The sequence below is a fragment of the Bradyrhizobium sp. SZCCHNRI3043 genome, from assembly GCF_032377735.1.
In the GTDB taxonomy this organism is placed as follows: Bacteria; Pseudomonadota; Alphaproteobacteria; order Rhizobiales; family Xanthobacteraceae; genus Bradyrhizobium.
In genome coordinates this window covers 21319-45523 of record NZ_JAUHID010000028.1, presented here as the reverse complement: position 1 = coordinate 45523, position 24205 = coordinate 21319, and the positions used below count along the sequence as shown (strand labels likewise).

Annotated in this window: 24 protein-coding genes and 1 riboswitch; of the genes, 18 read left to right on the top strand and 6 right to left on the bottom strand. The window is 66.9% G+C overall.

Annotated elements, in window-relative coordinates:
* Window position 1: 1 nt before the first annotated feature.
* Both cobO and cobU read right to left on the bottom strand, forming a co-directional pair.
* Entirely contained in the window at window positions 2–610 is a 609-nt protein-coding gene (gene cobO, locus QX124_RS30485) for a cob(I)yrinic acid a,c-diamide adenosyltransferase (RefSeq protein WP_315799166.1), read from the bottom strand.
* Window positions 611–626: 16 nt separating this feature from the next.
* Window positions 627–1163 carry a bifunctional adenosylcobinamide kinase/adenosylcobinamide-phosphate guanylyltransferase gene (gene cobU / locus QX124_RS30480; RefSeq protein ID WP_315799165.1) on the bottom strand — a complete coding sequence of 179 codons (537 nt, stop codon included), beginning with the start codon at window positions 1161–1163 and terminating at the stop codon, window positions 627–629.
* A gap of 35 nt (window positions 1164–1198) precedes the next feature.
* A riboswitch (cobalamin riboswitch) is annotated at window positions 1199–1392 on the top strand.
* A 119-nt stretch (window positions 1393–1511) separates the two neighbouring features.
* Between cobU and QX124_RS30475 the strand changes: the two genes are divergently transcribed.
* From QX124_RS30475 to cobJ, 8 genes are read left to right on the top strand one after another with little or no spacing between them, the layout of a single operon-like run.
* Window positions 1512–2144: a HupE/UreJ family protein gene (locus QX124_RS30475; protein ID WP_315799164.1), complete on the top strand. Its 633-nt coding sequence runs from the start codon at window positions 1512–1514 to the stop codon at window positions 2142–2144.
* Window positions 2145–2147: 3 nt separating this feature from the next.
* Complete coding sequence (locus tag QX124_RS30470; RefSeq protein ID WP_315739769.1) at window positions 2148–2543, top strand: DUF1636 domain-containing protein; 396 nt, start codon at window positions 2148–2150, stop codon at window positions 2541–2543.
* A gap of 19 nt (window positions 2544–2562) precedes the next feature.
* Window positions 2563–3600: a cobalamin biosynthesis protein CobW gene (gene cobW, locus QX124_RS30465; protein ID WP_315799163.1), complete on the top strand. Its 1038-nt coding sequence runs from the start codon at window positions 2563–2565 to the stop codon at window positions 3598–3600.
* A 9-nt stretch (window positions 3601–3609) separates the two neighbouring features.
* The gene (gene cobN / locus QX124_RS30460) at window positions 3610–7032 is read left to right on the top strand and encodes a cobaltochelatase subunit CobN (RefSeq protein WP_315799162.1); all 3423 of its coding nucleotides are present in this window, start codon (window positions 3610–3612) and stop codon (window positions 7030–7032) included.
* Window positions 7029–8303, top strand: coding sequence for a precorrin-3B synthase (cobG, locus tag QX124_RS30455; RefSeq protein WP_315799161.1), 1275 nt, complete (start codon window positions 7029–7031; stop codon window positions 8301–8303). Before cobN ends, cobG begins: the two co-directional genes overlap by 4 nt.
* Entirely contained in the window at window positions 8296–8928 is a 633-nt protein-coding gene (locus tag QX124_RS30450; RefSeq protein ID WP_315799160.1) for a precorrin-8X methylmutase, read from the top strand. The genes cobG and QX124_RS30450 overlap by 8 nt, the downstream gene beginning before the upstream one ends.
* Entirely contained in the window at window positions 8925–9683 is a 759-nt protein-coding gene (locus QX124_RS30445) for a precorrin-2 C(20)-methyltransferase (RefSeq protein WP_315777613.1), read from the top strand. The genes QX124_RS30450 and QX124_RS30445 overlap by 4 nt, the downstream gene beginning before the upstream one ends.
* Complete coding sequence (gene cobJ / locus QX124_RS30440; RefSeq protein WP_315799159.1) at window positions 9680–10447, top strand: precorrin-3B C(17)-methyltransferase; 768 nt, start codon at window positions 9680–9682, stop codon at window positions 10445–10447. Before QX124_RS30445 ends, cobJ begins: the two co-directional genes overlap by 4 nt.
* Here the strand turns inward: cobJ and QX124_RS30435 are convergent.
* The gene (locus QX124_RS30435) at window positions 10411–11184 is read right to left on the bottom strand and encodes a cobalt-precorrin-6A reductase (protein ID WP_315799158.1); all 774 of its coding nucleotides are present in this window, start codon (window positions 11182–11184) and stop codon (window positions 10411–10413) included. The two genes, cobJ and QX124_RS30435, sit on opposite strands and share 37 nt — an antisense overlap.
* Before the next feature lie 14 nt (window positions 11185–11198).
* Between QX124_RS30435 and cbiE the strand changes: the two genes are divergently transcribed.
* From cbiE to cobM, 3 genes are read left to right on the top strand one after another with little or no spacing between them, the layout of a single operon-like run.
* Window positions 11199–12434 carry a precorrin-6y C5,15-methyltransferase (decarboxylating) subunit CbiE gene (cbiE, locus tag QX124_RS30430; RefSeq protein ID WP_315799157.1) on the top strand — a complete coding sequence of 412 codons (1236 nt, stop codon included), beginning with the start codon at window positions 11199–11201 and terminating at the stop codon, window positions 12432–12434.
* Complete coding sequence (locus tag QX124_RS30425; protein WP_315739759.1) at window positions 12431–12835, top strand: cobalamin biosynthesis protein; 405 nt, start codon at window positions 12431–12433, stop codon at window positions 12833–12835. Before cbiE ends, QX124_RS30425 begins: the two co-directional genes overlap by 4 nt.
* Window positions 12832–13593 (top strand): precorrin-4 C(11)-methyltransferase, encoded by a 762-nt coding sequence (gene cobM / locus QX124_RS30420; RefSeq protein ID WP_315777618.1) that lies wholly within the window; start codon window positions 12832–12834, stop codon window positions 13591–13593. The genes QX124_RS30425 and cobM overlap by 4 nt, the downstream gene beginning before the upstream one ends.
* Here cobM and QX124_RS30415 read toward each other — a convergent pair.
* Complete coding sequence (locus QX124_RS30415) at window positions 13563–14693, bottom strand: cobalt-precorrin-5B (C(1))-methyltransferase (protein ID WP_315799156.1); 1131 nt, start codon at window positions 14691–14693, stop codon at window positions 13563–13565. The two genes, cobM and QX124_RS30415, sit on opposite strands and share 31 nt — an antisense overlap.
* A gap of 47 nt (window positions 14694–14740) precedes the next feature.
* On the opposite strand from QX124_RS30415, the gene QX124_RS30410 reads away from it, so the two are divergent.
* Window positions 14741–16081 carry a cobyrinate a,c-diamide synthase gene (locus QX124_RS30410; protein WP_315799155.1) on the top strand — a complete coding sequence of 447 codons (1341 nt, stop codon included), beginning with the start codon at window positions 14741–14743 and terminating at the stop codon, window positions 16079–16081.
* Entirely contained in the window at window positions 16078–16734 is a 657-nt protein-coding gene (gene bluB / locus QX124_RS30405) for a 5,6-dimethylbenzimidazole synthase (RefSeq protein ID WP_315799154.1), read from the top strand. Before QX124_RS30410 ends, bluB begins: the two co-directional genes overlap by 4 nt.
* Before the next feature lies 1 nt (window position 16735).
* Here bluB and QX124_RS30400 read toward each other — a convergent pair whose 3' ends face one another.
* Entirely contained in the window at window positions 16736–17461 is a 726-nt protein-coding gene (locus tag QX124_RS30400) for a formyltransferase family protein (protein WP_315799153.1), read from the bottom strand.
* An 18-nt stretch (window positions 17462–17479) separates the two neighbouring features.
* Entirely contained in the window at window positions 17480–18811 is a 1332-nt protein-coding gene (locus QX124_RS30395) for a hypothetical protein (protein WP_315799176.1), read from the bottom strand.
* A 940-nt stretch (window positions 18812–19751) separates the two neighbouring features.
* On the opposite strand from QX124_RS30395, the gene QX124_RS30390 reads away from it, so the two are divergent.
* The 5 genes from QX124_RS30390 to QX124_RS30370 all read left to right on the top strand — a co-directional run bounded on the left by QX124_RS30390 (window position 19752) and on the right by QX124_RS30370 (window position 24126).
* On the top strand, window positions 19752–20456 hold the full coding sequence (locus QX124_RS30390) for an RNA polymerase sigma factor (RefSeq protein WP_315786228.1): 705 nt from the start codon (window positions 19752–19754) through the stop codon (window positions 20454–20456).
* Between the two features lie 138 nt (window positions 20457–20594).
* Window positions 20595–21419, top strand: a complete 825-nt coding sequence (locus tag QX124_RS30385) for a flagellin (RefSeq protein WP_315739750.1) — start codon at window positions 20595–20597, stop codon at window positions 21417–21419.
* 61 nt (window positions 21420–21480) lie between these two features.
* Window positions 21481–23196, top strand: a complete 1716-nt coding sequence (gene fliD, locus QX124_RS30380) for a flagellar filament capping protein FliD (RefSeq protein WP_315799152.1) — start codon at window positions 21481–21483, stop codon at window positions 23194–23196.
* Window positions 23196–23621: a flagellar export chaperone FliS gene (locus QX124_RS30375; protein ID WP_315739748.1), complete on the top strand. Its 426-nt coding sequence runs from the start codon at window positions 23196–23198 to the stop codon at window positions 23619–23621. The genes fliD and QX124_RS30375 overlap by 1 nt, the downstream gene beginning before the upstream one ends.
* 232 nt (window positions 23622–23853) lie before the next feature.
* Window positions 23854–24126: a hypothetical protein gene (locus QX124_RS30370; protein ID WP_315739747.1), complete on the top strand. Its 273-nt coding sequence runs from the start codon at window positions 23854–23856 to the stop codon at window positions 24124–24126.
* The last annotated feature ends 79 nt before the right edge of the window (window positions 24127–24205 follow it).

Here is a 24205-nt window from a genome sequence, read left to right as displayed (position 1 = left end):
CTCAGTACTCGATGCCTTCCTGCGCCTTCACGCCGGCCGCGAAATGATGCTTCACGAGGTTCATCTCGGTGACGAGATCGGCGGCCTCGATCAGCTCCGGCTTGGCGTTGCGCCCGGTGACGACGACGTGCAGATCGGGACGGCGCCCTGCGAGCGTGGCGACGACGTCTGCGATATCAAGGTGATCGTAGCGCAGCGCGATGTTGAGCTCATCGAGGACAAGCAGCCGGATCGACGGATCCGCCATCAGCTCCTTTGCCTTTGCCCAGGCGCGCTCGGCCGCGGCGACGTCGCGCGCGCGATCCTGCGTTTCCCAGGTGAAGCCCTCGCCGAGCGTGTGCCAGGAGACCTGATCGCCGAACTTCTCGATCGCCTTGCGCTCGCCGGTTTCCCACGCGCCCTTGCCGAACTGCACGACGCCGATGCGAAAACCGCGGCCGAGTGCGCGCAGCATCAGGCCCCAGGCCGCCGTCGATTTGCCCTTGCCCTTGCCGGTGTGAACGATCAGCAGGCCCTTCTCGACGGTCTTGGAGGCGACCTCGGCATCCTGCACCGCCTTGCGGTTCTCCATCTTCGCCTTGTGGCGTGAATCGTCGGCGCTTTCGGTCATCGGCATGTCCTTCCCGTTACTTCAATGTCAGCGGCAGGCCGGCCGCCATCAGGATCACGCGATCGGCCACGGCCGCGACGTCCTGGTTCAGTCGCCCCTGGGCATCGCGAAAGGCGCGCGCGAGCGCGTTGTCCGGCACGATACCCAGTCCGACCTCATTGGACACGGCCACGACGGGGCCAGGCGCGTCCCTGAACGCCTCGATCAGCTCGGCGCATCGTGCCGGAACGTTCATGTCGGCGAGCATCACATTGCTGAGCCACAGCGTCAGGCAATCGATCAGCATCGGCGCGCTCGAATTTGCCCGTGCACGGACCAGGCCTGCAAGATCATGCGTGGTCTCCAACGTCTGCCATCCCTCGGTGCGGCGCGCTTTGTGCTGCGCGATTCGGTCCTTCATCTCATCGTCGAACGCCTGCGCGGTCGCAACATAGGTCCAAGGTGCGGGAAGGGCGGTCACGAGCGCCTCGGCATGACGGCTCTTGCCGGAACGCGCGCCGCCGAGCACCAGGGTGAGGCGCGGCAGGGCGGGATGCGGGCGGGCGGGGACCATGGGGGACGATTCCGATTGACGGGCTTTGGCGCGACCCGTATCTAACAGATGACGGTTCTCCGAAAGGAGAGATTTAGGGAACACGGTGCGGGTTCTTGACCCAAGGCCGTGGCTGCCCCCGCAACTGTAATCGGCGAGTGTGAGGCCAAGACACCACTGGGAAACCGGGAAGGTGGCTTCATGCGGTGACCCGAGAGCCAGGAGACCTGCCGTCGACATTGCTGTTGGCCGACCCGTCGCGCGGGGAGTCGCGATGCTGGTTCTGATCCCGCCGGGATGGGCGGGATGCCGTCGGATGCAGCGCATCGTCCGGTCCTCTGGGGGAGCCGGCAAGCGACGGAGACGGCCATGAAGTTGACCCGTACCACGACCTTTGCAGCCGCGAGCCTGGTGCTGCTCGCCGCCGATCCCGCCTTCGCGCATCACATGATGGATGGCAAACTGCCGCAGACGTTTGCGCAGGGCCTGCTGTCCGGCCTCGGCCATCCTGTGATCGGAATCGACCATCTGGCCGCCATCGTCGGTGCGGGCATCGTTGCAGCGCTTCTGGGCCGCGGCTTCGCGCCGGTGCTCGCCTTCACCACAGCGATGATCGCGGGCGTCGGCCTTCATGTGGCCAAGGCCAACATCCCGGCTGCCGAGCTGCTGGTCGGCCTGACCACCGTCGTGGTCGGTCTGGTGGTGGTGATGCGTGGCGGTTTCGGCGTGCTGCCCGTCGCCGGCCTGTTCGCCGTGACCGGCCTCGTCCACGGCTATGCGCTGGGTGAATCGATCGTCGGGGCAGAGAACACCCCGTTCGGGGCCTATCTCGCCGGTCTGCTCGTGATCCAGACCCTCATCGCCGCCGGCGCGTTCCTCGGCACCAGGCTGCTGTCGGCGAAGGCCAAGGCGGCTGCGCCGCTGGCGCTGCGGCTCGCGGGCGCCGCCATCGTGCTGGTCGGCGGCGTCGCCGCGGCGACGGCGGCCGGCGTGATCGGCTGATTGATGACCGCATCGGAGACTGGTGAGACGACGCTGTTCGTCTGCGTCACCTGCCGTTCGCAGGCGACGGAACCTACGCCGCCTGATCAGCCGCGGGCCGGAGCCCGTCTGCTCGCCGCGATCGAGACGTTGCCGACCGCGCAGCGCGCCGGTGTCGCCGTGGTCGGCGTCGAGTGCCTGTCCAACTGCAATCGTGCGTGCACGGTTGCAGTGACGGCGCCGGGCAAATGGACCTACGTGCTCGGCGCGCTCGATCCGGATCTGCATGTTCAGGATGTGCTGACATTCGCGCAGCTGCATCAGCGCCATGACGCCGGCCTGCCGGCCTGGCGCGAGCGTCCCGAATACATCCGCAAGAACACCGTTGCGCGCGTTCCCGCGCTGTCAGCACCACGCTGAAACGAGAGATCGTATCGCCATGACGAAGTCGTTCGCCAAGACGCCTTGCACCATCGTCACCGGTTTCCTCGGCGCCGGCAAGACCACGCTGGTGCGCAACCTGATCGAGACCGCGAATGGCCGCCGGCTCGCCATCATCGTCAACGAGTTCGGCGATGTCGGCATCGACGGCGACATCCTGAAAGGCTGCGGCGTGCCGGACTGTCCGGAGGATCGCATCGTCGAGCTGTCGAACGGCTGTCTGTGCTGCACCGTTGCCGATGATTTCGTGCCCGCGCTCAGGAGCCTGCTGGATCAGAAGGAGCCGCCCGAGCATATCGTGATCGAGACCTCGGGGCTCGCGCTGCCGAAGCCGCTGGTGCAGGCCTTCAACTGGCCGGAGATCGCGACGCGCGTCACCGTCGACGGTGTGGTGGCGGTCGTCGACGGCCCGGCGGTGGTCGCGGGACGCTTCGCCGACGATCCCGAAGCGCTCGCCGCGCAGCGCGCCAGTGATGCTTCACTCGATCACGACAACCCGCTGGAGGAGGTCTACGAGGACCAGCTGCTGTGCGCCGATCTCGTCGTGATGAACAAGAGCGACCTGATGAGCGAGGAGCAGCGCAAGGATGTCGCGGCCGAGATCACGGCGAAGGTGCAGCGTGCCGTCAAGGTGATCGCGACGGAGCACGGCAGGCTGTCGGCTTCAATTCTGCTCGGGCTCGGTGCCGCAGCGGAGGACGATCTCGCGGCCCGACCGTCACATCACGACAACGAGGCCGAGCACGACCACGACGATTTCGAGAGTTTCGTGCTCGACGTTCCGGCGCAGGCTTCGCCCGATGCGCTCGTCGACCGCATCGCGGCCGCCGTCGACGCGCATGACGTATTGCGCGTGAAGGGGTTCGTGGAAGTCGCCGGCAAGCCGCTGCGCCTCCTGGTGCAGGCCGTCGGCAACCGCATCCAGCATCAGTTCGAGCGCCCGTGGCGATCCGGCGAATCGCGGCAGGGGCGGCTGGTGATCATCGGCGAGCGCGGCCTCGATGCCGCCGCCATCCAGAGCCTGATCACAGGATAGGCGGGACCGATGCACCTGCTGGCGACAACGGGCGCGGATCTCGACGACCTCGAACAGGCCGTGGATCTTGCACAGTCGCCGGCCGAAATCGTCGTGCTGTCGTTCTCGGATAGCGATTTGTCGGCATTGGCCGAGGCCTGGACCGCGTCGTCGGATGAGCTGCCGAGCCTGCGCCTCGCCAGCTTGAAACGGCTGAAGCATCCGATGTCGGTCGATCTCTATGTCGACCGTGTCGTGCTCGGCGCGCGCGCCGTCGTCGTGCGCTGTCTCGGCGGGCTCGACTATTGGCGCTACGGGCTGGAGCGCATCGCATCGGTCTGCCGCAGCCGCAACATCCCGTTCGCGGCACTGCCGGGTGACGATCGCGCCGACGAGAGGCTCGATGCGCTCTCGACCCTGCCGAAGGACGCGACCTCGCGTCTCTACGGCTATCTGCACGAGGGCGGCGTCGGCAATGCGCGCGAGGCCCTGCGCTATCTCGCGACGCTGCTCGGGCGCGACGCGCATTTTGCGGAGCCGGTCGCGATCGGTTCGATCGTCGGCTTCATGCCCGATCGCGGAGCGGTCGGCATCGATGATCTCTGCGGCCACGATGATGCGCGGCCCACCGCGTTGATCGTGTTCTACCGTGCGGGCCTGCTCGCCGCGGATACGGCAGGGATCGCGGAGCTGATGCGGGCGCTCGAAGGTGAAGGGCTGGCGGCGGTCGCGGTCGCGGTGACCAGCCTGAAGGATCCCAATATCGGGGATGCACTGGCGCGACTCGTCCAGCGCCGGCGTCCTGCGATCATTTTGAACGCCACCGCGTTCTCGGCGCTGCGCGACGACGGCACCACGGTGCTCGACCTCGCGGACGCGCCGGTCTTGCAGATCATCCAGGCGCAGAGCACCGAAGAGGCCTGGGCCTCGTCGGCGCGCGGACTGTCGCCGACGGATCTGGCCATGAATGTCGTTCTGCCGGAGCTCGACGGCCGGCTGTTGGCGCGCCCGATTGCGTTCAAGGGTGAAATGCCGGCGGATGAGCGTCTGCAGTTCGGCACGATGCGTTATGTACCGCAACACGACCGCATTGCTTACGTCGCCCGGCTCGCGGCGCGATGGGCGCGGCTGCGGGCGCTGCCGGCAAGCGAGCGGCGCGTGGCGCTGATGCTTTCCGATTATCCGGCGCGCGGCGGGCGCCGCGGCTACGCTGTCGGTCTCGACACCAGCGAAAGCGCAGCCGCCATTGCGCGGCTGTTGGCGGAGGCGGGGTACGATATCGGCCGCGCAGCGCCGACCGCCGAAGATGTCGACGCGCTGCTGCGGGACGAGGCAGATGAGCTCGTGGTGCCGCTCGCGGCCTATCGGTGTGCTCTGGCGCTGTTGCCGGATGAGCTGCAGCGTGCCTCGCATGACAATTGGGGAGAGGCGGAAGCCGACCCGGCGGTTCGAGATGGCACCTTCCGTTTTCCGGTGCTGCGTGCGGGAAAACTCTCGATCCTGCTACAGCCGGATCGTGGCAATCGCGCCGATCGCAAGTCTGGGTACCATGACACGAGCGTGCCTCCGCGGCACGCCTATGTCGCGCTCTATGCGCATCTGCGTGAGGCCGAGCGGATCGATGCGCTGATTCATCTCGGTGCGCATGGCACGCTGGAATGGCTGCCTGGCAAGGCACTGGCGCTCTCAAATGCGTGCTGGCCGGAGGCCGTGCTGGGCCCGCTGCCGGTGATCTATCCCTTCATCGTCAACAATCCCGGCGAAGCGATGCAGGCCAAGCGGCGATTGTCGGCCCTGACGCTCGGGCATCTGACGCCGCCGCTGTCGCAGGCCGGTCTGCACGGACCCTTGCTGGAGCTGGAGGGGCTGGTCGAGGAATATGCCGAGGCGGATGGCCTCGACAAGCGCCGGCTGAAGCTGCTCGAGGAGGAGATCGTCGCGCGGGCCTGGCAGGGTGGCTTGGCCGCCGATTGCGGGCTCGACCGTGCGATGACCGGACGCGAGGCGATCGCACAGCTCGATGCGCAGCTCTGTGACATCAAGGAGCTCGCGGTGCGCGACCGCCTGCATGTGTTCGGGGAAGCGCCCGACACGGCGGCGACCGGCCTGCTTGCGGATGCGATCACGGCGGCCATGGGGCCGGCGGCCGCGACGGTCGATCGCGCCGACATCGCCGCACGGATCGCCGCGAGCGCTGCAGCCGAACGCAGTGCGTTGCTCGCGGCACTCGACGGTCGCCGCGTCGCTGCCGGTCCCGCCGGCGCGCCGAGCCGCGGCCGGCTCGACGTGTTGCCCACGGGGCGTAATCTCACCGCGATCGACCCGCGTGCGATCCCGACCCGGACCGCCGCTGTGGTCGGCGTACGCGCGGCTGACGAGGTGATCCGGCGCTATTTGCAGGATCATGGTGACTACCCGCGCGCGCTCATGCTCGATCTCTGGGCGTCCGCATCGCTGCGCACGGGCGGTGACGATCTGGCCCAGGCCTTGGCTTATCTGGGCGTGCGGCCGCGCTGGGACCTCAACTCCAATCGTGTCACCGGCGTCGACGTACTGCCGTTGGCGATGCTCGACCGCCCGCGCATCGATGCGACGCTGCGGATCTCGGGGCTGTTTCGCGACCTGTTCGAAGCGCAGATCGCGCTGTTCGATCTCGCCGTGCAAAAGGTGGCCGCGCTTGACGAGGACGATGCCGACAATCCGCTGGCCGCGGCACGGCGGCGCGGCGAGAGCCTCGCGCGCGTGTTCGGCGGGGCGCCTGGCAGCTACGGTGCCGTTGCCGCCGACCTTGCGCTCGGAATGGACTGGACGAGCCGGTCGCAGCTCGGCGAGGCGTATCTCGAGAGCGCCGCTTATAGCTTTGGCGGGACGCATGACGGCGCGTCTGCTTCCGACACGTTCCGCGCCCGCGTCCGCAGCGCCGACGCCCTCGTGCATCCGCAGGACGATCGTGAGCGCGACCTGCTCGATGGCGAGGAGGTCGCCGACTTTGCCGGAGGCTTTGCGGCGGCCGCGGCGTCGCTCGGCGCGTCGCCCGCGCTGCTGCATCTCGACACCAGCCGTCCGGAGGCGCCGGCGGCGCGGACATTCGGCGAGGAGATCGCCCGCGTGGTGCGCGGCCGTCTCACCAATCCGCGCTGGATTGCGGGAATGCTCGCGCATGGCTATCGCGGCGTCGCCGAGATCGCGCAGGGCGTCGACGCGCTCTACGCCTTTGCCGCCACCTCTGACGCCGTCGCCGAGCACCTGTTCGATCTGGCGCATGGGGCGCTGCTGCGCGACGAGGCCGTGTTGGACAACATGGTCGCGCGCAATCCGGCGGCGGTCGCCGCGATCGTCTCGCGATTTGAGGATGCGCTACGCCGGCAGCTATGGGTGCCACGCCGGAATGCGGTCGCCGATGAGCTTGCGCATGCCCGCACGCGTCTGACGCAAGCGGAGAGCGCGTCATGACCGCCTCGGTCGAGATCAAGGGCTGGTGTCCGGGCGCGCGGCGTCCGATGCCGAGCGGCGACGGGCTCATCGTTCGCGTCCGGCCGCATGGCGGCGCGTTGCCGGTGTCGGCGCCGCGTGAGCTTGCCGAGGCTGCTCGGCGCTACGGCAACGGCCAGATCGACCTCACGCGCCGCGCCAATCTGCAAATGCGTGGCGTATCGTCCGAGACGCTCGCGCCGCTGTGGGAGCTGATGGCATCGCTCGGCCTGCTCGATGACAGCGCCGAGCTCGAGGCCATCCGCAACATCGTCGTCAACCCGCTGGCGGGACTCGACCCGGCCGAATGGGTCGACATGCGCCCCGTCGCCGCCGAGCTGGAGACGCTGCTGGCCTCGGATCAGGCGCTCCATGCGCTGCCGCCCAAGTTCGGCTTTGCGCTGGACGGCGGCGGCAGGTTGCCGCTGACTGGGCTCGCTGCGGATGTTCGTCTCGTCGCCTGTAGCGGTCCTGAAGCCCGGCGTGTCGCCGTTGGCATCGCCGGTTCTGTTGAGTCCGTGTGGCTGGGAACGACAGCCGATGCCGATGCGGCGTCGACGGCTGTGCGGCTCGCGCGGCTGGTGCTGCAACACAGCCCGACGCGGCGCTCCGCAGATTTGCCGCCGCACGCGCGCGCCGCCGTCGGCGCCGAACTGGGCCTTGATCTCTCCAACGTCATCGCGACGCCATCAGCCGCGAAATCGCAACGACGTTGCGGCATCATTGCCCTGACGGATCAAACCTGCGCCGTCGGTCTCGGCGTGCCATTCGGCCGCATCGATAGCGGCACGCTGGCGCGGCTTGCGGCCATGCTCGCGGCACACGATGTCGCCGAGGTCCGCCTGTCTCCATGGCGCGCGCTGTATGTCGCCGCGGGCGCCGTGACCGCGGAGCAACTGGTGGCGGATGCAGCCCGGCTCGGCCTGGTTGTCGACGATACCGATCCACTGATGCGCATCGACGCCTGCTCGGGCGTCGGCTGCTGTCCGTCGACGGGACTGGCGACGCGACAGCATGCCCGCGTGCTCGCGAATGCGATGGCCCGGACCGGATTCAACGGCACGCTGCACGTCTCCGGCTGCGCCAAGGGCTGCGCACGCTCGGCAGCCGCAGACGTCGTGCTGGTCGGCGAGGGCGAAGGTTATCACATCGTCCGCAACGGCACGGTGAAGAGCGAATCCTGCGGCATGCTCGATCCCACTGAGACCGACGTCGACGGGCTGTTCGAAACGAAAGAAAAGGCCGATGTCTGAGCTGCGCGACTACATCAAGGACGGGGCGGAGATCTATCGCCGTTCGTTCGCGACCATCCGCGCCGAGGCCGATCTGTCGCGCTTCCACGGACTGGAAGAGAAGATCGCCGTGCGCATCATCCATGCCTGCGGCATGGTCGAGATCACCTCCGACATTGCCATGTCCGAACACTTCGCCGCCGAAGCGCGGGCGGCGCTCGATCGTGGCGCGCCAATCCTGTGCGACGCCAAGATGGTGGCGCAGGGGATCACGCGGGCGCGGCTGCCGGCGAGGAACGAGATCATCTGCACGCTCGATGCTCCGGAGGTGCCGGCGCTCGCCGCGCAGCTCGGGACGACCCGATCCGCGGCGGCGCTGGAGCTGTGGCGGCCGCATCTCGGCGGCGCGCTGGTGGCGATCGGCAACGCGCCGACGTCGTTGTTTCATCTGCTCGACATGCTCGATCAGGGCGCGCCGCGACCGGCCGCGGTGATCGGAACGGCCGTTGGGTTCGTCGGAGCCCGGGAATCCAAGGAGGCGCTCGCGGCCGACGGCCGTGTGCCGTATCTGATCGTGAAGGGTCGGAAGGGCGGCAGCGCCATGGCGGTCGCGGCGGTGAATGCCATCGCGAGTGATGTCGAATGAGCCTGCTGGACACCATCGCGGGCTCGGCAAATCCGGGCACGCTCTACGGCATCGGCGTTGGTCCGGGCGACGTTCGTTATCTGACCTTGCGCGCCGCCGGCCTGGTCCGGTCCGTCGATGTGGTGGCGTTCTTTGCCAAGCGCGGCATGGAAGGCAACGCGCGACGGATCGTCGCGCCGTTGATGGAATCGGGCCGGCACGAGCTGCGGCTCGAATATCCGGTCACGGAGGAATTGCCCGTTGCCGACCTGTCCTATCAGTCCCAGATCGCCGACTTCTACCGACGTGCGTCGGACAGCATCACCGCGCATCTGGCGGCGGGGCGATCGGTCGGTCTGCTGTCCGAAGGCGACCCGTTCTTCTACGGCTCGTTCATGCATATGTGGCGGCGGCTCGAGCGCGATCATCCGGTCGAGGTCGTCCCGGGCGTCACCGGCATGTCCGGCTGCTGGACCAAGGCCAATGTTCCGATCACCTGGGGCGACGACGTCCTCTCCGTTTTGCCGGGCACGCTGGGCGAGGACGTCCTGCATGACCGGCTGACGCGTTGTGAGGCCGCCGTCATCATGAAGGTCGGGCGCAACCTCACCAAGGTGAAGCGTGCGATCATCAGCGCCGGCTTGCTCGATCGTGCGCTCTATGTCGAGCGCGGCACGATGGAAGCGCAGCGTGTCGCGCCCCTGGCCGAGGTGGAGCTGGAGCGCGGCCCCTATTTCTCGATGATCCTGATCCCCGGACAGGGGCGGCGGCTATGACGGGCACGCTGACCATTGTCGGCGTCGGCCCAGGGCGAGCCGAACTGATCACGCCGGCCGCCTCGGTCGCCATCGCTCGCGCGACCGATCTGATCGGTTATGGACCGTATCTCGACAGAGTGACCACGACGAGTCCGGGCCAGATCCGGCACGCCAGCGACAATCGCGTCGAGCTCGACCGCGCCCGCCACGCACTCGGGCTCGCAAGCGACGGCAAGCAGGTCGCGGTGGTGTCGGGTGGTGATCCCGGCGTCTTCGCGATGGCCGCAGCGGTGTTCGAAGCGGTCGAGGCGGGACCGGCGGCCTGGCGCGACCTCGACATCCGCGTCGAGCCTGGTGTCACGGCCATGCTGGCAGCCGCGGCTGAGGTCGGGGCGCCGCTCGGTGGCGACTTCTGTGCGATCTCGCTGTCTGACAATCTCAAGAGCTGGACGACCATCCGCCGCCGCCTGGAGGCGGCCGCTGCAGCCGATTTCGTCATCGCGCTGTACAATCCGCTCTCCAAGGCGCGACCGCATCAGCTGGGTGAGGCGTTCGCGCTGCTGCGGCAGATCAAGCCGGCTTCGACTATCGTCATCCTGGTGCGGGCCGCGGGCAGTGGTGATGTCAGACAGATCATCACCACGCTGGGCGAGGTGGATCCCGACAGGGCGGACATGCGCACGCTCGTGCTGATCGGATCGACGGCCACGCGCCTGATCGCGCGCGGGGGCCAGCCGCCCTTCGTCTATACGCTGCGTCGTGAAGTCGAGGGCGGCGCATGAGCGAGCTGCGCCTCCAGCCACAGCAACGCGGCCCGCGCGCCGTCCAGCGCGACGCCATGCGGCTTCACGGGGCGGGTGATCATCACCACCGGAATCGCGAGCCGTCGCGCGGCTGCGATCTTCGGGTAGGTCGCGGCTCCGCCGGAGTTTTTCGACACCACGAAGGCGATGCGCTCCTGGATCAGAAAGGCTTCCTCTGTCGGCTCGTCGAACGGCCCCCGATCATGGACGAAGCGAATGTCGGAGGGCAGCAGGACGTCACCAGGCGGGTCGATGGTTCGGGCGACATAGCGATGCTGCGGCGCTGCGCCGAACGCTGCGAGCTCCAGGCGACCAAGGCTGAGGAACACACGCGCCGGATCCGCTCCGAGCGCCGAAGCCGCGTCGTCGGCACTGTCGACCTCGATCCAGCGATCGCCGGCCTGGCGTTGCCAGGCCGCGCGCCGGATCGACGCCAGCGGCACCGACAGCGCATGGCAGGCTGCGACGGCATGGCGCGAGATCTGGTCGGCGTAGGGATGCGTGGCATCGATGACGGCGTCGATCGCATGATCCCGCAGCCAGGCTTCCAGTCCGGCGATGCCGCCGAAGCCGCCGATGCGCGTCGGCAGCGGCTGCGGTTTGGGCGAAGCGGTGCGGCCGGCGAGCGAGAGCGTCGCTGCGAACCGGTCGTCGCCGGCGAGCAGCTTCGCCAGCTCCGAAGCCTCGGTCGTCCCGCCGAGAATGAGGATGCGCATGCGGGGCAGGGTCCATGGTGAACTCGGCCGCAACTTGCAACGCGCAGCGCTGGCTGTCCATCGTCGGGATTGGCGAGGACGGCGTTGACGGCCTCTCGATGCCTGCACGACGTCTCATCGCGCAGGCCGCGCTCGTGGTCGGTGGCGCGCGCCATCTCGAGCTTGCGGCGCCGTTGATTGTGGGGGAACGGCTGGCGTGGCCCAGCCCGCTGAAGCTCGCGTTCGATCAGATCGCGGCGCGACGGGGAGAGCCCGTCGTCGTTCTCGCAAGCGGGGATCCTTTCAACTACGGCGTCGGCAAGCAGCTCATGCAGCGTTTCGCGTCCGCCGAGATGCAATGCGTCCCGCAGCCCTCGGCCTTCAGCCTCGCGGCGGCGCGGCTCGGCTGGCCGCTGCAGGACGTGGCGCAGGTGACGTTGCACGGCCGCGCGCTCGAAGGGATCATCCGCCATCTTGCGCCGGGGGCGCGCATTCTGGCGCTGGCTTGGGATGGATCCACCGCCCCAAGGCTCGCCGCGCTGCTGACCTCACGCCGCATGGGACGCTCGCGCCTGACGGTGCTGGAAGCGATCGGCGGCGCGCACGAACGGGTGCGAAGCGCGCTGGCTGACGCGTTCGATCTTTCCGATATCCATCCGTTGACCACGATCGCGATCGAGGTTGACGCAGAGGTTGATGCGCCCATGATCCCGCTGACGGCCGGTCTTGCCGATGACCTATTCGAGCATGACGGCCAGTTGACCAAGCGCGAGGTCCGCGCCGTGACGTTGTCGGCCCTGGCGCCACGTCCGGGCGAACTGCTGTGGGACGTCGGGCTGGGGTCGGGCTCGGTGGCAATCGAGTGGCTGCTGCGTCACGGCTCGTTGCGCGCGTTCGGGATCGAGGCGCGGCAGGACCGGGCCGACCGGGCGATGCGCAACGCGCTGGCGCTCGGCGCTCCCGAGCTGAAGCTGGTGATGGGGCGCGCGCCGGCGGTGTTGGCGGATCTTGAGTCGCCGGATGCGGTCTTCATCGGCGGCGGCATTTCGGAAGCGGGGGTGTTCGAAGCCGTCTGGTCGCGGCTGAAACCCGGCGGCCGCCTCGTCGCCAACGTGGTGTCGCTCGAAGGCGAGACGCGGCTGAGCGCGTTGTTCGGCCAGCATGGCGGTGAACTGATCCGCATCGCCGTTTCGCGGATCGAACCGGTCGGTCGCATGCATGGCTGGCGGCAGGCCATGCCGATCACGCAGTGGCGGGTGACGAAGCCATGATCGCGCTCGGGATTGGCTGCCGCCGTGCCGCCAGCGTCGCAGACATCGAGGCGGTGATTGCACATGCGCTCTCGCTTGCGCGCCTCGCACCCGCGGACGTGGCGGTGCTCGCCACTGCGGCCGACAAGGTCAGCGAGCCTGGCGTGATCTGCGCCGCGCAGCGGCTTGGCCGTCCGCTGCTCGGAATTGCCTCTGCAGCGATGACGGCTGTCGCCGACCGCGCGATCACGCGAAGCGATCGCGTCAGGCGCTTGAAGGGTGTACCTTCGGTGGCCGAGACGGCCGCGCTGGCTGCCGCCGGCGCGAATGCCCGGCTGATCCTCGCGCGCGTCGCAAACGCCGCGGCGACCTGCGCGCTGGCGGAGGGCGAGGCTGTCACCGATGCGGAGCCTGCGCCATGACGGTGCACTTCATCGGCGCCGGTCCCGGTGCCGCCGACCTGATCACCTTGCGTGGTCGCGACCTGATCGCGCGCTGCCCGGTGTGTCTCTATGCGGGCTCGCTGGTTCCTCAGGCGCTGCTCGATCATTGTCCGCCCGGTGCGCGTATCGTCGATACGGCACCGATGTCGCTCGACGAGATCGTGGCCGAGATCGAGCGTGCCACGCTCGCGGGCGAAGATGTGGCGCGGCTTCATTCCGGCGATCTCTCGATCTGGAGCGCGCTCGGCGAACAGCTGCGGCGCCTCGACGCGTTGAGGATACCCTACACGATCACACCCGGCGTGCCGTCGTTCGCAGCGGCAGCGGCCGCGCTCGGTCGCGAGCTGACCTTGCCGGGACTCGCACAATCGGTGGTGCTCACGCGTACCTCCGGCCGCGCTTCGGCCATGCCCGAGACGGAACAGCTCTCGCTGTTCGCGCAGTCGCGCGCCACGCTCGCCATCCATCTCTCGATCCACGTTCTCGATAAAGTCGTCGAGGAGCTGCGGCCGCACTACGGCGACGACTGTCCGGTGGCGATCGTCTATCGCGCGAGCTGGCCGGATCAGTTGATCCTGACCGGCACGCTGGCGACGATCGTCGGGCAGATCACGACTTCCGCCGTGGAGCGGACCGCGCTGATCCTGGTGGGCCGCGCGCTCGCAGCTGAGGATTTTCGCAATAGCGCGCTGTATGATGCCGATTATCAGCGACGCTTCCGCGGGAGGGGCGAATGAGCCGGCCCGTAACTCTGTCCGACCAGCCGGCCATCGCGGTCGAACACGGCGACATCGAGCGCAACGTCGTTGTCGCCCAGGGCACGCCGCGCCGTCTGCCAGGCGGCGTGCGCGACGACCTCGCCGGCCGGAAATCCGAGCCGCTCGGCCTCTTGAAGCACCTGCAACGCGGTGTTGGCGGTGCGTGCGGTCGTGACCAACGCGTCCGGCGCGCCGGCGTCATGCAACGTGTTCGCGAGCCAGCCGAGATCGACTTCGCCGGCGCGCGAATGCAGGTCGAGCAGGCCCTGGCCGAGCTTGGTCATCTTGGCGAAGCCGCCGGCCACGGTGATGCGGGCCACCGGATGCCGGCGCAGATATTTCAGCATGCCGCCGGCGAAATCGCCCATGTCGATCAGCGCCGTCTCCGGCAGGCCGTGGAGCTGCTGCACGGCCTTCTCCGACGTGCTTCCCGTCGCGCCGGCGATGTGCGGCAGGCCGGCGGCGCGCGCGACGTCGATGCCGCGATAAATGGAGTGGATCCAGGCGGCACAGCTGAACGGCACGACGATTCCCGTGGTGCCGAGGATCGACAGGCCGCCGACGATGCCGAGGCGCGGGTTCAGCGTCTTCCGGGCGAGCTCCTCGCCGCCGGGAATGGAGATCTCGATGATGACGTCGCGCGCCGCGCCGAGCGCTGCAGCGGCCTCATTGATCGCCGCCGCGATCATCTCGCGCGGCACCGGATTGATCGCAGGTTCTCCCGGCGGCAGCGGCAATCCTGGTCGCGTCACTGTGCCGACGCCGGGGCCGGCGCGGAACGTCACGCCGGAATTGTCTGCACCGCGCCGCAAAGTCGCTTTGACCAGCGCACCGTGCGTGACGTCAGGATCGTCGCCGGCGTCCTTGATGACGCCGGCGGTTGCCTTCGCGCCGTCGGCCTCGTGCATCGCGACCGCAAAGCCGACACGACGTCCGCCCGGCAGGGCGATCTCGACCATGGCAGGACAGTTGCCCGTGATCAGCAGCTCGTAGGCGGCGCGCGCCGCCGCCGTGGCGCAGCTGCCGGTCGTCCAGCCACGCTTCAGCGGTCGGTTCGGCGGATCCGCGGTTTCCATCATGTCCGTTCGCATAGCACATTTTGCCATGCCTCGGCGGCGTTGCGGCCATGACCATGGTGACACCCAGCGGGATCATCATCGCCGCGCCGCGTTCGGGCGCCGGCAAGACGACGGTGACGCTCGGACTGCTGCGTGCCCTCAGCCGGCGCGGCACGCGCGTGCAACCCTTCAAATGTGGCCCCGACTATATCGATCTCGCCTTTCACACGGCTGCGGCAAGACGGACGAGCTACAATCTCGACAGCTGGGCGATGTCGGCGCCGCAACTGCTGGGGCTTGTCCGCGACGTTGCCGCCGACGCCGATATCGCCATCGTCGAGGGCGTCATGGGCCTGTTCGATGGCGCATCGCATCCCGGACGCGCGGGCAGCGGCTCGGCCGCGGATCTCGCAGCCCTGACCGGCTGGCCGGTCGTGCTCGTTCTCGATGTGAGTGGGCAGACCGAGACGGCCGCTGCCGTCGCGCTCGGCTGCGCGCGTTTTCGCGACGATGTTCACGTGGCCGGCGTGATCCTCAATCGGGTCGCGAGCGAGCGGCATAGGGCGCTCATCGAGCCGGCGTTCGCGACCATCGGAATCAGGCTGCTCGGCGCGCTGGCGCGGGAGGCGCAATTGACATTTCCCGAACGTCATCTCGGACTGGTCCAGGCCCAGGAGATCACGGCCCTCGAAGCCCATCTCGAGCGTCTCGCGGCAAGCGTCTCCGGAGCCGTCGATCTCGAGGCGCTGCTGGGTCTCGCGAATCCGATCCGCTCTACCGATCTCGCTGCGCAGACATCTGGCCTTGGCATCAAACCGCCCGGACAGCGCATTGCGCTCGCAGCAGATGCGGCCTTCTCGTTCAGTTATCCGCATCTCCTGCGGCACTGGCGCGCTCAGGGCGCGGAGGCCATTCCGTTTTCGCCGTTGAACGACGAGGCTCCCGATCCCGCAGCCGACGCGGTCTGGCTGCCAGGCGGCTATCCCGAATTGCATGCGGGACGGTTGGCCTCGGCGCGGTCGTTCCTCGCTGCGTTGCGCGCGATGGCCTTGCGCGGCGTGCCGATCCACGGCGAGTGCGGTGGCTACATGACGCTGGGGGCGGGACTCGAAGATGCCCACGGTGTCCGGCATGCGATGGCGGGGCTGCTGTCGCTGGAAACCTCGTTCGCACGACGCCGCTTGCATCTCGGCTACCGTCAAGCGACCCTATTGGCCGATTGCAGCCTCGGCCGAAGGGGCGCCGTCGTTCACGGTCACGAATTCCACTATGCAACCATCCTGAGCGAGGCAGACGATCCGCTGATCGCGTGCCGCGATGCGTCGGGCGGCGTCGTCGCCGAGCGCGGCGCCCGGCGCGGGTCGGTGACCGGATCGTTCCTGCACGTCCTGAGCGGGGAGGGCGCATGAGCGAGCCAGGCCGAAGCTCTCCGCAGTTCGACGCGACATTCCGGCAGCGCTTTGCCGAGCTGGTGCGCTGGCGTCGCGACGTCCGCCGTTTCCGCTCGGATCCGGTCTCCCCAGAGCTGATCGAACAGTTGCTCGCGCTCGCGTCCCATGCGCCATCCGTCGGCTTCTGCCAGCCCTGGCGGTTCGTGCTCGTCGAGAGCCCTGAACGCCGCGCGACGGTCATCGAGAACTTCCAGCACGCGAACCAGGCCGCGCTCGCCGGCTATGATGGTGAGCGCCGCGCGCTTTATGCAAGCCTCAAACTGGAAGGCTTGACGCAGGCGCCGGTCCATCTCGCCGTCTGCGCCGACGAGGGCGCTGCCACCGGTCATCGGCTCGGCCGCGCCACGATGCCGGAAACGCTCCGCTACTCGGTGGTGGCGGCGATCCAGACGTTCTGGCTGGTGGCGCGCGCCGAAGGTCTCGGCGTCGGCTGGGTGTCGATCCTGGATCCAGCGGCTGTCTGTCGCGAACTCGCGTTGCCGTCCGACTGGAGCCTGATTGCGTATCTCTGCGTCGGCTGGCCGCAGGAGGAACATGACGATCCCGAACTGGAACGTCACGGCTGGGAAACGCGGCTCGACCAGACAGTGATCAAGCCGCTCAAGCGCTAGGTCACGATGCGAGCGCCAACGCCGGTGCGTCAACCGTCCTTGGCTCGCCAACAGCGCCCGCGGCGCTCATGAGCTGAAACCGTGTGCCGTGCAGGTTGATGGTCAGTGGAATGCCGCGGAAGTCGTCGTGAAAGGCGCGGATGCGGCGCGCCATTTCGGCCGGATCGATGTCGGCGGACATGTCGCACTTGGCGGCGTACATCTGTCTGGTGCTCTTCGCTCCGCTCCAACCGACGCCGAGCGCCGGCAGCGGGCCGGCGTCGCAGGCGAGGTCGCGCGACATGCGCCAGAACAAATAGGCGAGCCGCACGAACGTCATCTGTTCCAAACCACGGACATCCACGCCGCGCGGGATGTCGAACGTCTCGACACCGACGATCGGGCCGCAGTCGACACGGGTCTCCATCACATGGGCCGTTGCGCCGAAGCGCGTCGCACCGTCGTACATCGCGAAATGAGCCGGCGCCCAGCCCGGATAATCCGGCGGGGCCGGATGAAAATTGTAGGCGCCGTGGCCGAGCGCCTGAAGGGTGTCGGCAGGCACGATGACGCCGGTCGTGAAGGCAAGCAGGCGGGATCTGCCGAGCACATCGCGTTCGATGGCTTCGATGTCCTGCAGGCTGACCGCGAAACGGAATGCGAGGGCAGGGTTGTGCGCCCGTAGCAGCTCCGACAGCGCAAGTTGCTGGTCGCGGCTGCCGGTGAGAAGAATGATGGTGTCGAACATGATTTGTCCCGGTTGGCGTCAGCGGCGATGGGCGTTGAAGGTGGCGGGCCGGTGCGCAGCTCCCGAGGTGGCCGTCGCGGCGAACAAATTGGCCGGCAGCTCCTGACCGGGGATGATCTCGAGCACCATGTTGTCGGCCAGCAAAGCGGCCTCCCGCGCGATGCGAACCTCCAGCTGCCACGAGCACAGTGAGAGCTCGAGGCGGCCAAAGCCGCCGCAATCAGCGACGAAGGCGCTGGTCAGCTTCTCGATGCTGTCAGCGGCGGCGCGTGCGCTGCTGCTTCCGACGTCGCGCAGGATGACCGTGACACCTCTGCCGGATTTTACTTTCGAGCGCACCACGAGCAGCGACTCCAACGCGCCGACGCGCCCGGCTCGCCGGGGCGGCCGCGCCACCTCGGCAAAGTCCGGGTCGGGACCAAGATCAGCCTTTGTCGGCTTCAGATTGTGGACGATCGTCGCGCTGCGGACTCCGGCTTCCCCTGCGACGGCATGGTAGCTGCGGGGAAGCCAGACCGTGTCGAGCGCGATCTGGGAGCTCACCGTACTCCAGGCCTGATCGATCTGATAGCCGTCCCAGATATCGGGATATGAAGAGGCGATCTCACGCCAGGTCGTCAGCATTGTCCCGGCCGCCTTGGACCGGCCGAAATAGAGGGTGCGCGGCGACATCTCCCAGCCGTTCCACTTATGGACGGCAAAGTCGCAGCCTGCCAGATGAGGAAGGTCCGGAGGTGCTTGGAACATCACGTCGGCCTCGACGTACAACAGCGGTTCGCGATTCCGCTGCCACATCCGCGCGATGAAGTCGGCCTTGTCCGCAGCGCTCAGGCGTTCGCCGGGACGGCGATCGATCGCCTCGATGTCGAATGGGAGCCCGAGCCGCTGCAACGAGCGTCTGAGATGATAGACGTGCAAGTCGCCGACCGTCGTTGGATGGCAGGACACGACACGCATCGCAGTTGCCGGTGCTGCGTCCGGCGCAGGCCAGTCGCGGCCGCCCCACCATAATTCGTGCGGGCCGTCGGCTGAGGTGCCGACGGTGCCGAACTCGGTCAACTTGGATTTCAGGAAATCGAACGCGGGGTTTTCGCCGAAGGGGATCACCACGGCGTCATGCGAGGTCAGCGCGCCGTACAGCAGCTCCGCCCCGGCGCCCGTTGGCGGGTCGATCAGGACGATAGTGCGGCCGCGGCCAGGCGGTGGAAGGTCATCGCAGTGAACCACCGGCCCGAATGTTCGCGACAGCCATTGCAGACGATGACCTTGCCGCTGACCGAGCCTGACGCCGTGAGCGCGCAGGCTTTGCACCGGGTCGTGGTCGTTGGTCTTCAGATCTTGTCGCGTCATGCCGGGCCCTCCCGCACAATAGAACGGACCACGTCGGCCAATCAGGCGCGTCGATCGCGCATGCGCTTGCGTCGGTGTCTTGCGATAATGCGAGTAAGACCGGGCTTTCGACACGGAAAACGCGAACTTCGTTTCGCAATGTTGCCGGGCGCGCTGCTCGAGGCCGCAACAGATGACAAACACCGTGGCTGCGCGAGCAGAAGTATTCGCAATCACTCCGGTTTGATGCGCCTTATCAAGGCCGAAGCGGACGATTGGTCTCGCAAACGAAGTCGCAGTGCGGATCACGAGTCTCACACCGGATATATCGCGTGCGGTGACGCTCTGGAGCCTCGATGCAGATCGAAACATTCAGCAACATTCGTTGACGCTATAGACATGATGGCCATCTACGCGCGCGCGTCGACGGCGCGCGACGCAGCGCGTCGATCGCTTCATCTATCGTGCTATCAGCAACTACAACGTACGAAGGCGATGGATCAGGCGCGCAATGTCGCAAAAATCGTCACGCGATTCAAAAATCGCGTCCGCGGCAACTGACAGAGTCGAAAAATGCGATAATTTCGTCGAGGTGATTCGGAAAAAATTGCCGGGCGAGATGATCGTTTCGCAACAATTCCGAACCTTGCTCAACCGCGGACTTTGTGTGCGCGGTATGCATCCACGGATGCTGTTAGTAAGCGTTGCAGCTCGCGTTTTCTGCTGAATTCGTCTTCTGGAATGAATCCCCCGCCATGCCGAACATCGGCCTCTCTTTCTCAACGATCGTCGGGCGCTCGATCCGCGTGCGGCAGAATTTGCCTGTCCCTAGGCAAAACATTCCATCTAACTACCTGAAAAATCACAAAAAATCTTCGCCTGCTTCTTTCGGCCGCCGCGTTCAACGATCGGAAGCCGTCTGCGAATGCCGCATTCGGCATTGCGGGTTGGAGATTCGGAAATGAGCTACGCGCTGGACGTCTGGGCCCCGGCCGATGGCATATCTTCGAAAGAGCCGGGGTCCCCGGACGTCGCGGCGCTGCCGTCGAGCGAGTCGGCCAGCACCGTTCCCGACTCCGCGCCGCCAGGCGAGACCGCGGTCTTCGACGAGGACAAGGACCTGCTCGACCGGCTCGCCACCGGAGAGGAGCTCGCATTTCGTCTTCTCGTCGAGCGCCACATCGATCGCGCCTATGCGATTGCGTTGCGCATCGTCGGCAATGCCGCCGATGCCGAGGACGTCGTGCAGGACACGATGTTGAAGGTCTGGACTCACCGGGGGCGGTGGCAGCACGGTCGCGCCAAATTCTCGACCTGGCTCTATCGCGTCGTCAGCAATCGCTGCATCGACATCCGCCGCAAGCCGCGGACCGAGAATGTCGACGTGGTACCAGAGGTTGCGGACGGCAAGCCGGATGCAGTGAGCGTCATCGAGCGTGCGGAGCTCAGCGTCCTCCTGGAGGGGGCGATGCAGCGGCTTCCGGAGCAGCAACGGATCGCCGTGATCCTGTCGTATCACGAGAACATGAGCAACGGCGAGATCGCCGAGGTGATGGACACGACAGTGGCCGCCGTGGAGTCCCTGTTGAAGCGGGGACGCCAGCAACTGCGCGACATGCTGCGGCGTCACGAGCGCGACATTCGCGGCGCCTTCACGGATTGCTAACCATAAAATTCTCGGCGCAGGAGAAATCCCGCCTGAATCCCGCAGGCGCTTCCGTTTGATCGGTCAGACGGGGCCGATCCGCACCGTCAGTCCTTCCACGATGCGGCGTGCTTTGCCGATCACTCAGGAGTCCTCACCGTGCCCGCAATTTCCACCAACATCGCCGCCAACTCCGCCGTCCGTTACCTGAACATCAACTCCAACCAGGAGACGAGCTCGCTCGCCAAGCTGTCGAGCGGTTCGCGCATCACGTCAGCCTCGGACGACGCGGCCGGTCTCGCCATTTCGACGCGCATCTCTTCGGACATCACCACGCTGCAGCAGGCCGCGACCAACGCAGCGCAGGCGACGTCGATCCTGCAGACCGCGGATGGCGGCGCGTCCAACATCAGCGACATCCTGGCGCGCATGAAGTCGCTGGCCTCAGAGTCCGCATCGGGCACCACGGTCGGAACCAGCCGCACTTACATCCAGTCGGAATTCTCGCAGCTGATCAGCGAAATTTCGTCGATCGCGACCGGAACGCGCTATAGCGGCCAGAGCCTGCTCGACGGGACCAGCACCTTCTCGTCGGGCGTCTCGGTCCTGGTCGGCTCGTCCGCGTCCGACACCATCAACATCACGCTGTCGGATCTCACCGCGAGCACGCTCGGCGTCTCGTCGCTCGACGTCAGCACCCAGACCGGCGCGACCGCAGCCTTGACCGCTCTCGACACCGCGATCGACACCGTGTCGAAGGCCCGCGCCGACATCGGCGCGCAGGAATCGCGTTTCAACTTCTCGGCGGACTCGATCTCCACGCAGACGCAGAACCTGCAATCGGCCAACTCCGCGATCAAGGACGTCGACATCGCGTCGGAGCAGGCGAAACTGTCGTCGGCGCAGGTGAAGACCCAGGCCGCGGTGTCGGCGGAAGCCGCCGCCAACCAGATCCCGCAGTACCTCCTGAAGCTGCTGGGCTGAGTTGTGATCTGCCGGGCCGGCGCCACGCCGGTCCGGCCCTTCCCTCGGAGGACGACGATAGATGACGGTGAGCAGCGCAACCTCGAGCACGAGCGGCACGACGTCGTCTTCTTCCTCATCATCGACGAGTTCGAGCAGCTCGCTCACGACGTCGGGAACGAGCACGACGAGCACGATCGACTGGACTGCGCTGATCGAATCCGCGGTCAATGCCAAGCTCACCCAGGCGACCCAGATCTCGACCAAGATCACGGCCAATGAGGCCAAGATCACGGCCTACCAGACGCTGCAGACCGCGCTGAAGACGCTGTCCTCGGGATTGTCGTCACTGGCGACGTCGATGGTGAACTCGCTTGCGACGAACGCCTTCGCCACGCGGGCCGCCACCATCAGCGCGACCGGCGACGTCAGCGCCTCATCGGCTCTGTCGATGTCGGTGAGCAACGGTGCTGCGACCGGCAGCCACACGCTGACGATCGGCCAGATCGCCACCGCACACAAGGTGACGGGCACGACGCAGTCGAGCCAGACCGCGGCACTCGGCTATTCCGGCACGTTCTCGCTCGGCCTATCCGGCGGCAGCACGGCCGACATCACCATCACCAGCGGCATGTCGCTGCGGGATGTCGTCGACGCGATCAATGCCCAGACCTCTACGACCAATGTCGAGGCGTCGATCGTCCAGGTATCGAGCGGGTCGTATCAGCTGGTGCTGACGGGAACCCAGGATTCCGCTGACATCACCTATGCCAGCTCGTCCGGCGACGACGTGCTCAACAAGCTTGGCGTGACCGACAGCTCGGGTGCCTTCACGACCGTGCTGCAGACGGCGCAGGAGGCGGAATTCACGCTCGATGGGATCAGCCTGACGCGCAACACCAACGACATCACCGACGTTCTCAGCGGCGTCACCTTCGATCTGCTGCAGGCGACTCCGTCCGGAACGACGCTGACCGTCACCATCGGGACGGACACGAGCCAGATCTCGTCGGCATTGCAGACATTCGTCACCGACTACAACGCATTCCGCGATGCCGTCATCGCGCAGCAGACCACCAATTCCGACGGGACGGCGTCCTCGAGCTCCGTCCTGTTCGGCGACGGCACCATGCGCGACATCATGAATTCGCTCCAGGCCGTGCTCGGAACCTCGGTCGGCGGGCTGACGATGGCGGACCTGGGCCTGTCGTTCAACGAGAAGAACGAGCTCGAGCTCGATACGGGCACGCTGTCGACGATCCTCAGCACCAATCTGAGCGGCGTGACGACGTTGTTGTCGGCGCAGACCACGACCTCGTCGAGCCAGCTCAGCGTAGTCAATACCGGATCGTCGCCGCAGTCGTTCACCCTGGATCTGACCGTGGACTCGTCGGGGACGCTCACGACCGCGTCGGTCGGCGGCGACAGCTCGCTGTTCACGGTCAGCGGCAACACGATCGTGGGCAATTCCGGGACGATCTATGCCGGGATGGCCTTCACCTACACCGGCTCGACGTCGCAATCGGTCACCGTGACCTCCACACAGGGGCTTGCAACCCAGATCTACCAGATCGCCAAGACCGCATCGTCCAGCACGGGATCGCTGCAGACGCTGATCGACAATCTGACCTCGCAGGACGAGACGATGCAGGCCAAGGTCGATGACATCAAGAGCTCGGCCGCCACGTTCCAGACTCAGCTCACGGCGCAATACGCCAAATATCAGGCCGCCATCGAGAGCGCCAACAACACGCTCACTTATCTAAAAGCCCTTCTCAACGCGAGTTCGAGTAACTGATGACCCAAAATTCGATGGCGCAATTCGCAAGTCAGGCCTATCGCGGTGCTGCGGTGGCCGTTCCGCCGCTCCGGGCCGTCATCATGCTGCTCAACGGAGCGATGCTGAGCTTGCAGAAGTCGCTGCAGGCGCAGGAGGCCCGCCGCTTCGAGGAGGGGCACATCCATGTGACCCGGGCGACCGCCATCCTGCGCGGATTGAGCCTTCACCTTGATCCAACGCGCGGCGGGCCGGTCGCCGACCAGCTGTTCGGAACCTACAACGCCCTGATCGTGGCCGCGCTGCGGGCCTACGGTCGACCTCACATGCGCGAGAATTTCCAGCGGATCACTCAAAGTTTGCTGGAGCTGCGGGAGGCGTGGGAGGCGGTCGATGCGGCAGCCCGGGGAAAGCGAGCAGCCGGTGATTCGGCCAACCGTCGGTAGCGCTGTCCGAATCAGGCACCTGCCGCACTGCGGAAATCTTGGGAAACCGATCAGAAACGGGCTGCATTGTCTCCCGTTTCGGTATCCAGTGCGGCGTCGCGTGCAGACGGCTCCCGAAAAATACGGAGTTTCCCGCGTCCGGTTGCGGTCGATCGTCACAATTGCCGATATCAATTTCGTTCGCGGGCTGAATGCTTTATGACCAAGCCGGAAGCGCTGGATTGGGCGGACGATGGACGTCAGGGAATTCGAGGATCTGATCGGTAGGCTGGGTGAGGACATCTCGCGCTGGCCAGCCGAGCAGCGTCAATCGGCTGCTGATCTGCTTGCATCCTCTCCCGAGGCCGATCGATTGCTGTCCGAGGCACGTCTTGTTCGTGAGGCGCTGTCGTCGCCGCCGGTTCGTGCACCCGCGGGCTTGACGTCGCGTATCCTTGCTGCGGCCAACCGCCTGACCCAAGAGGAAGCGTCAACCGCCCCGGCTGACGCCCACCAGCCCGGCTGAGCTCCGCCAGGGCCGAGCTTGGGCGACTGCGCTTCGGCCGGTTGGGCCGTGGGCGCCGGAACCGCAACACCATCACCGC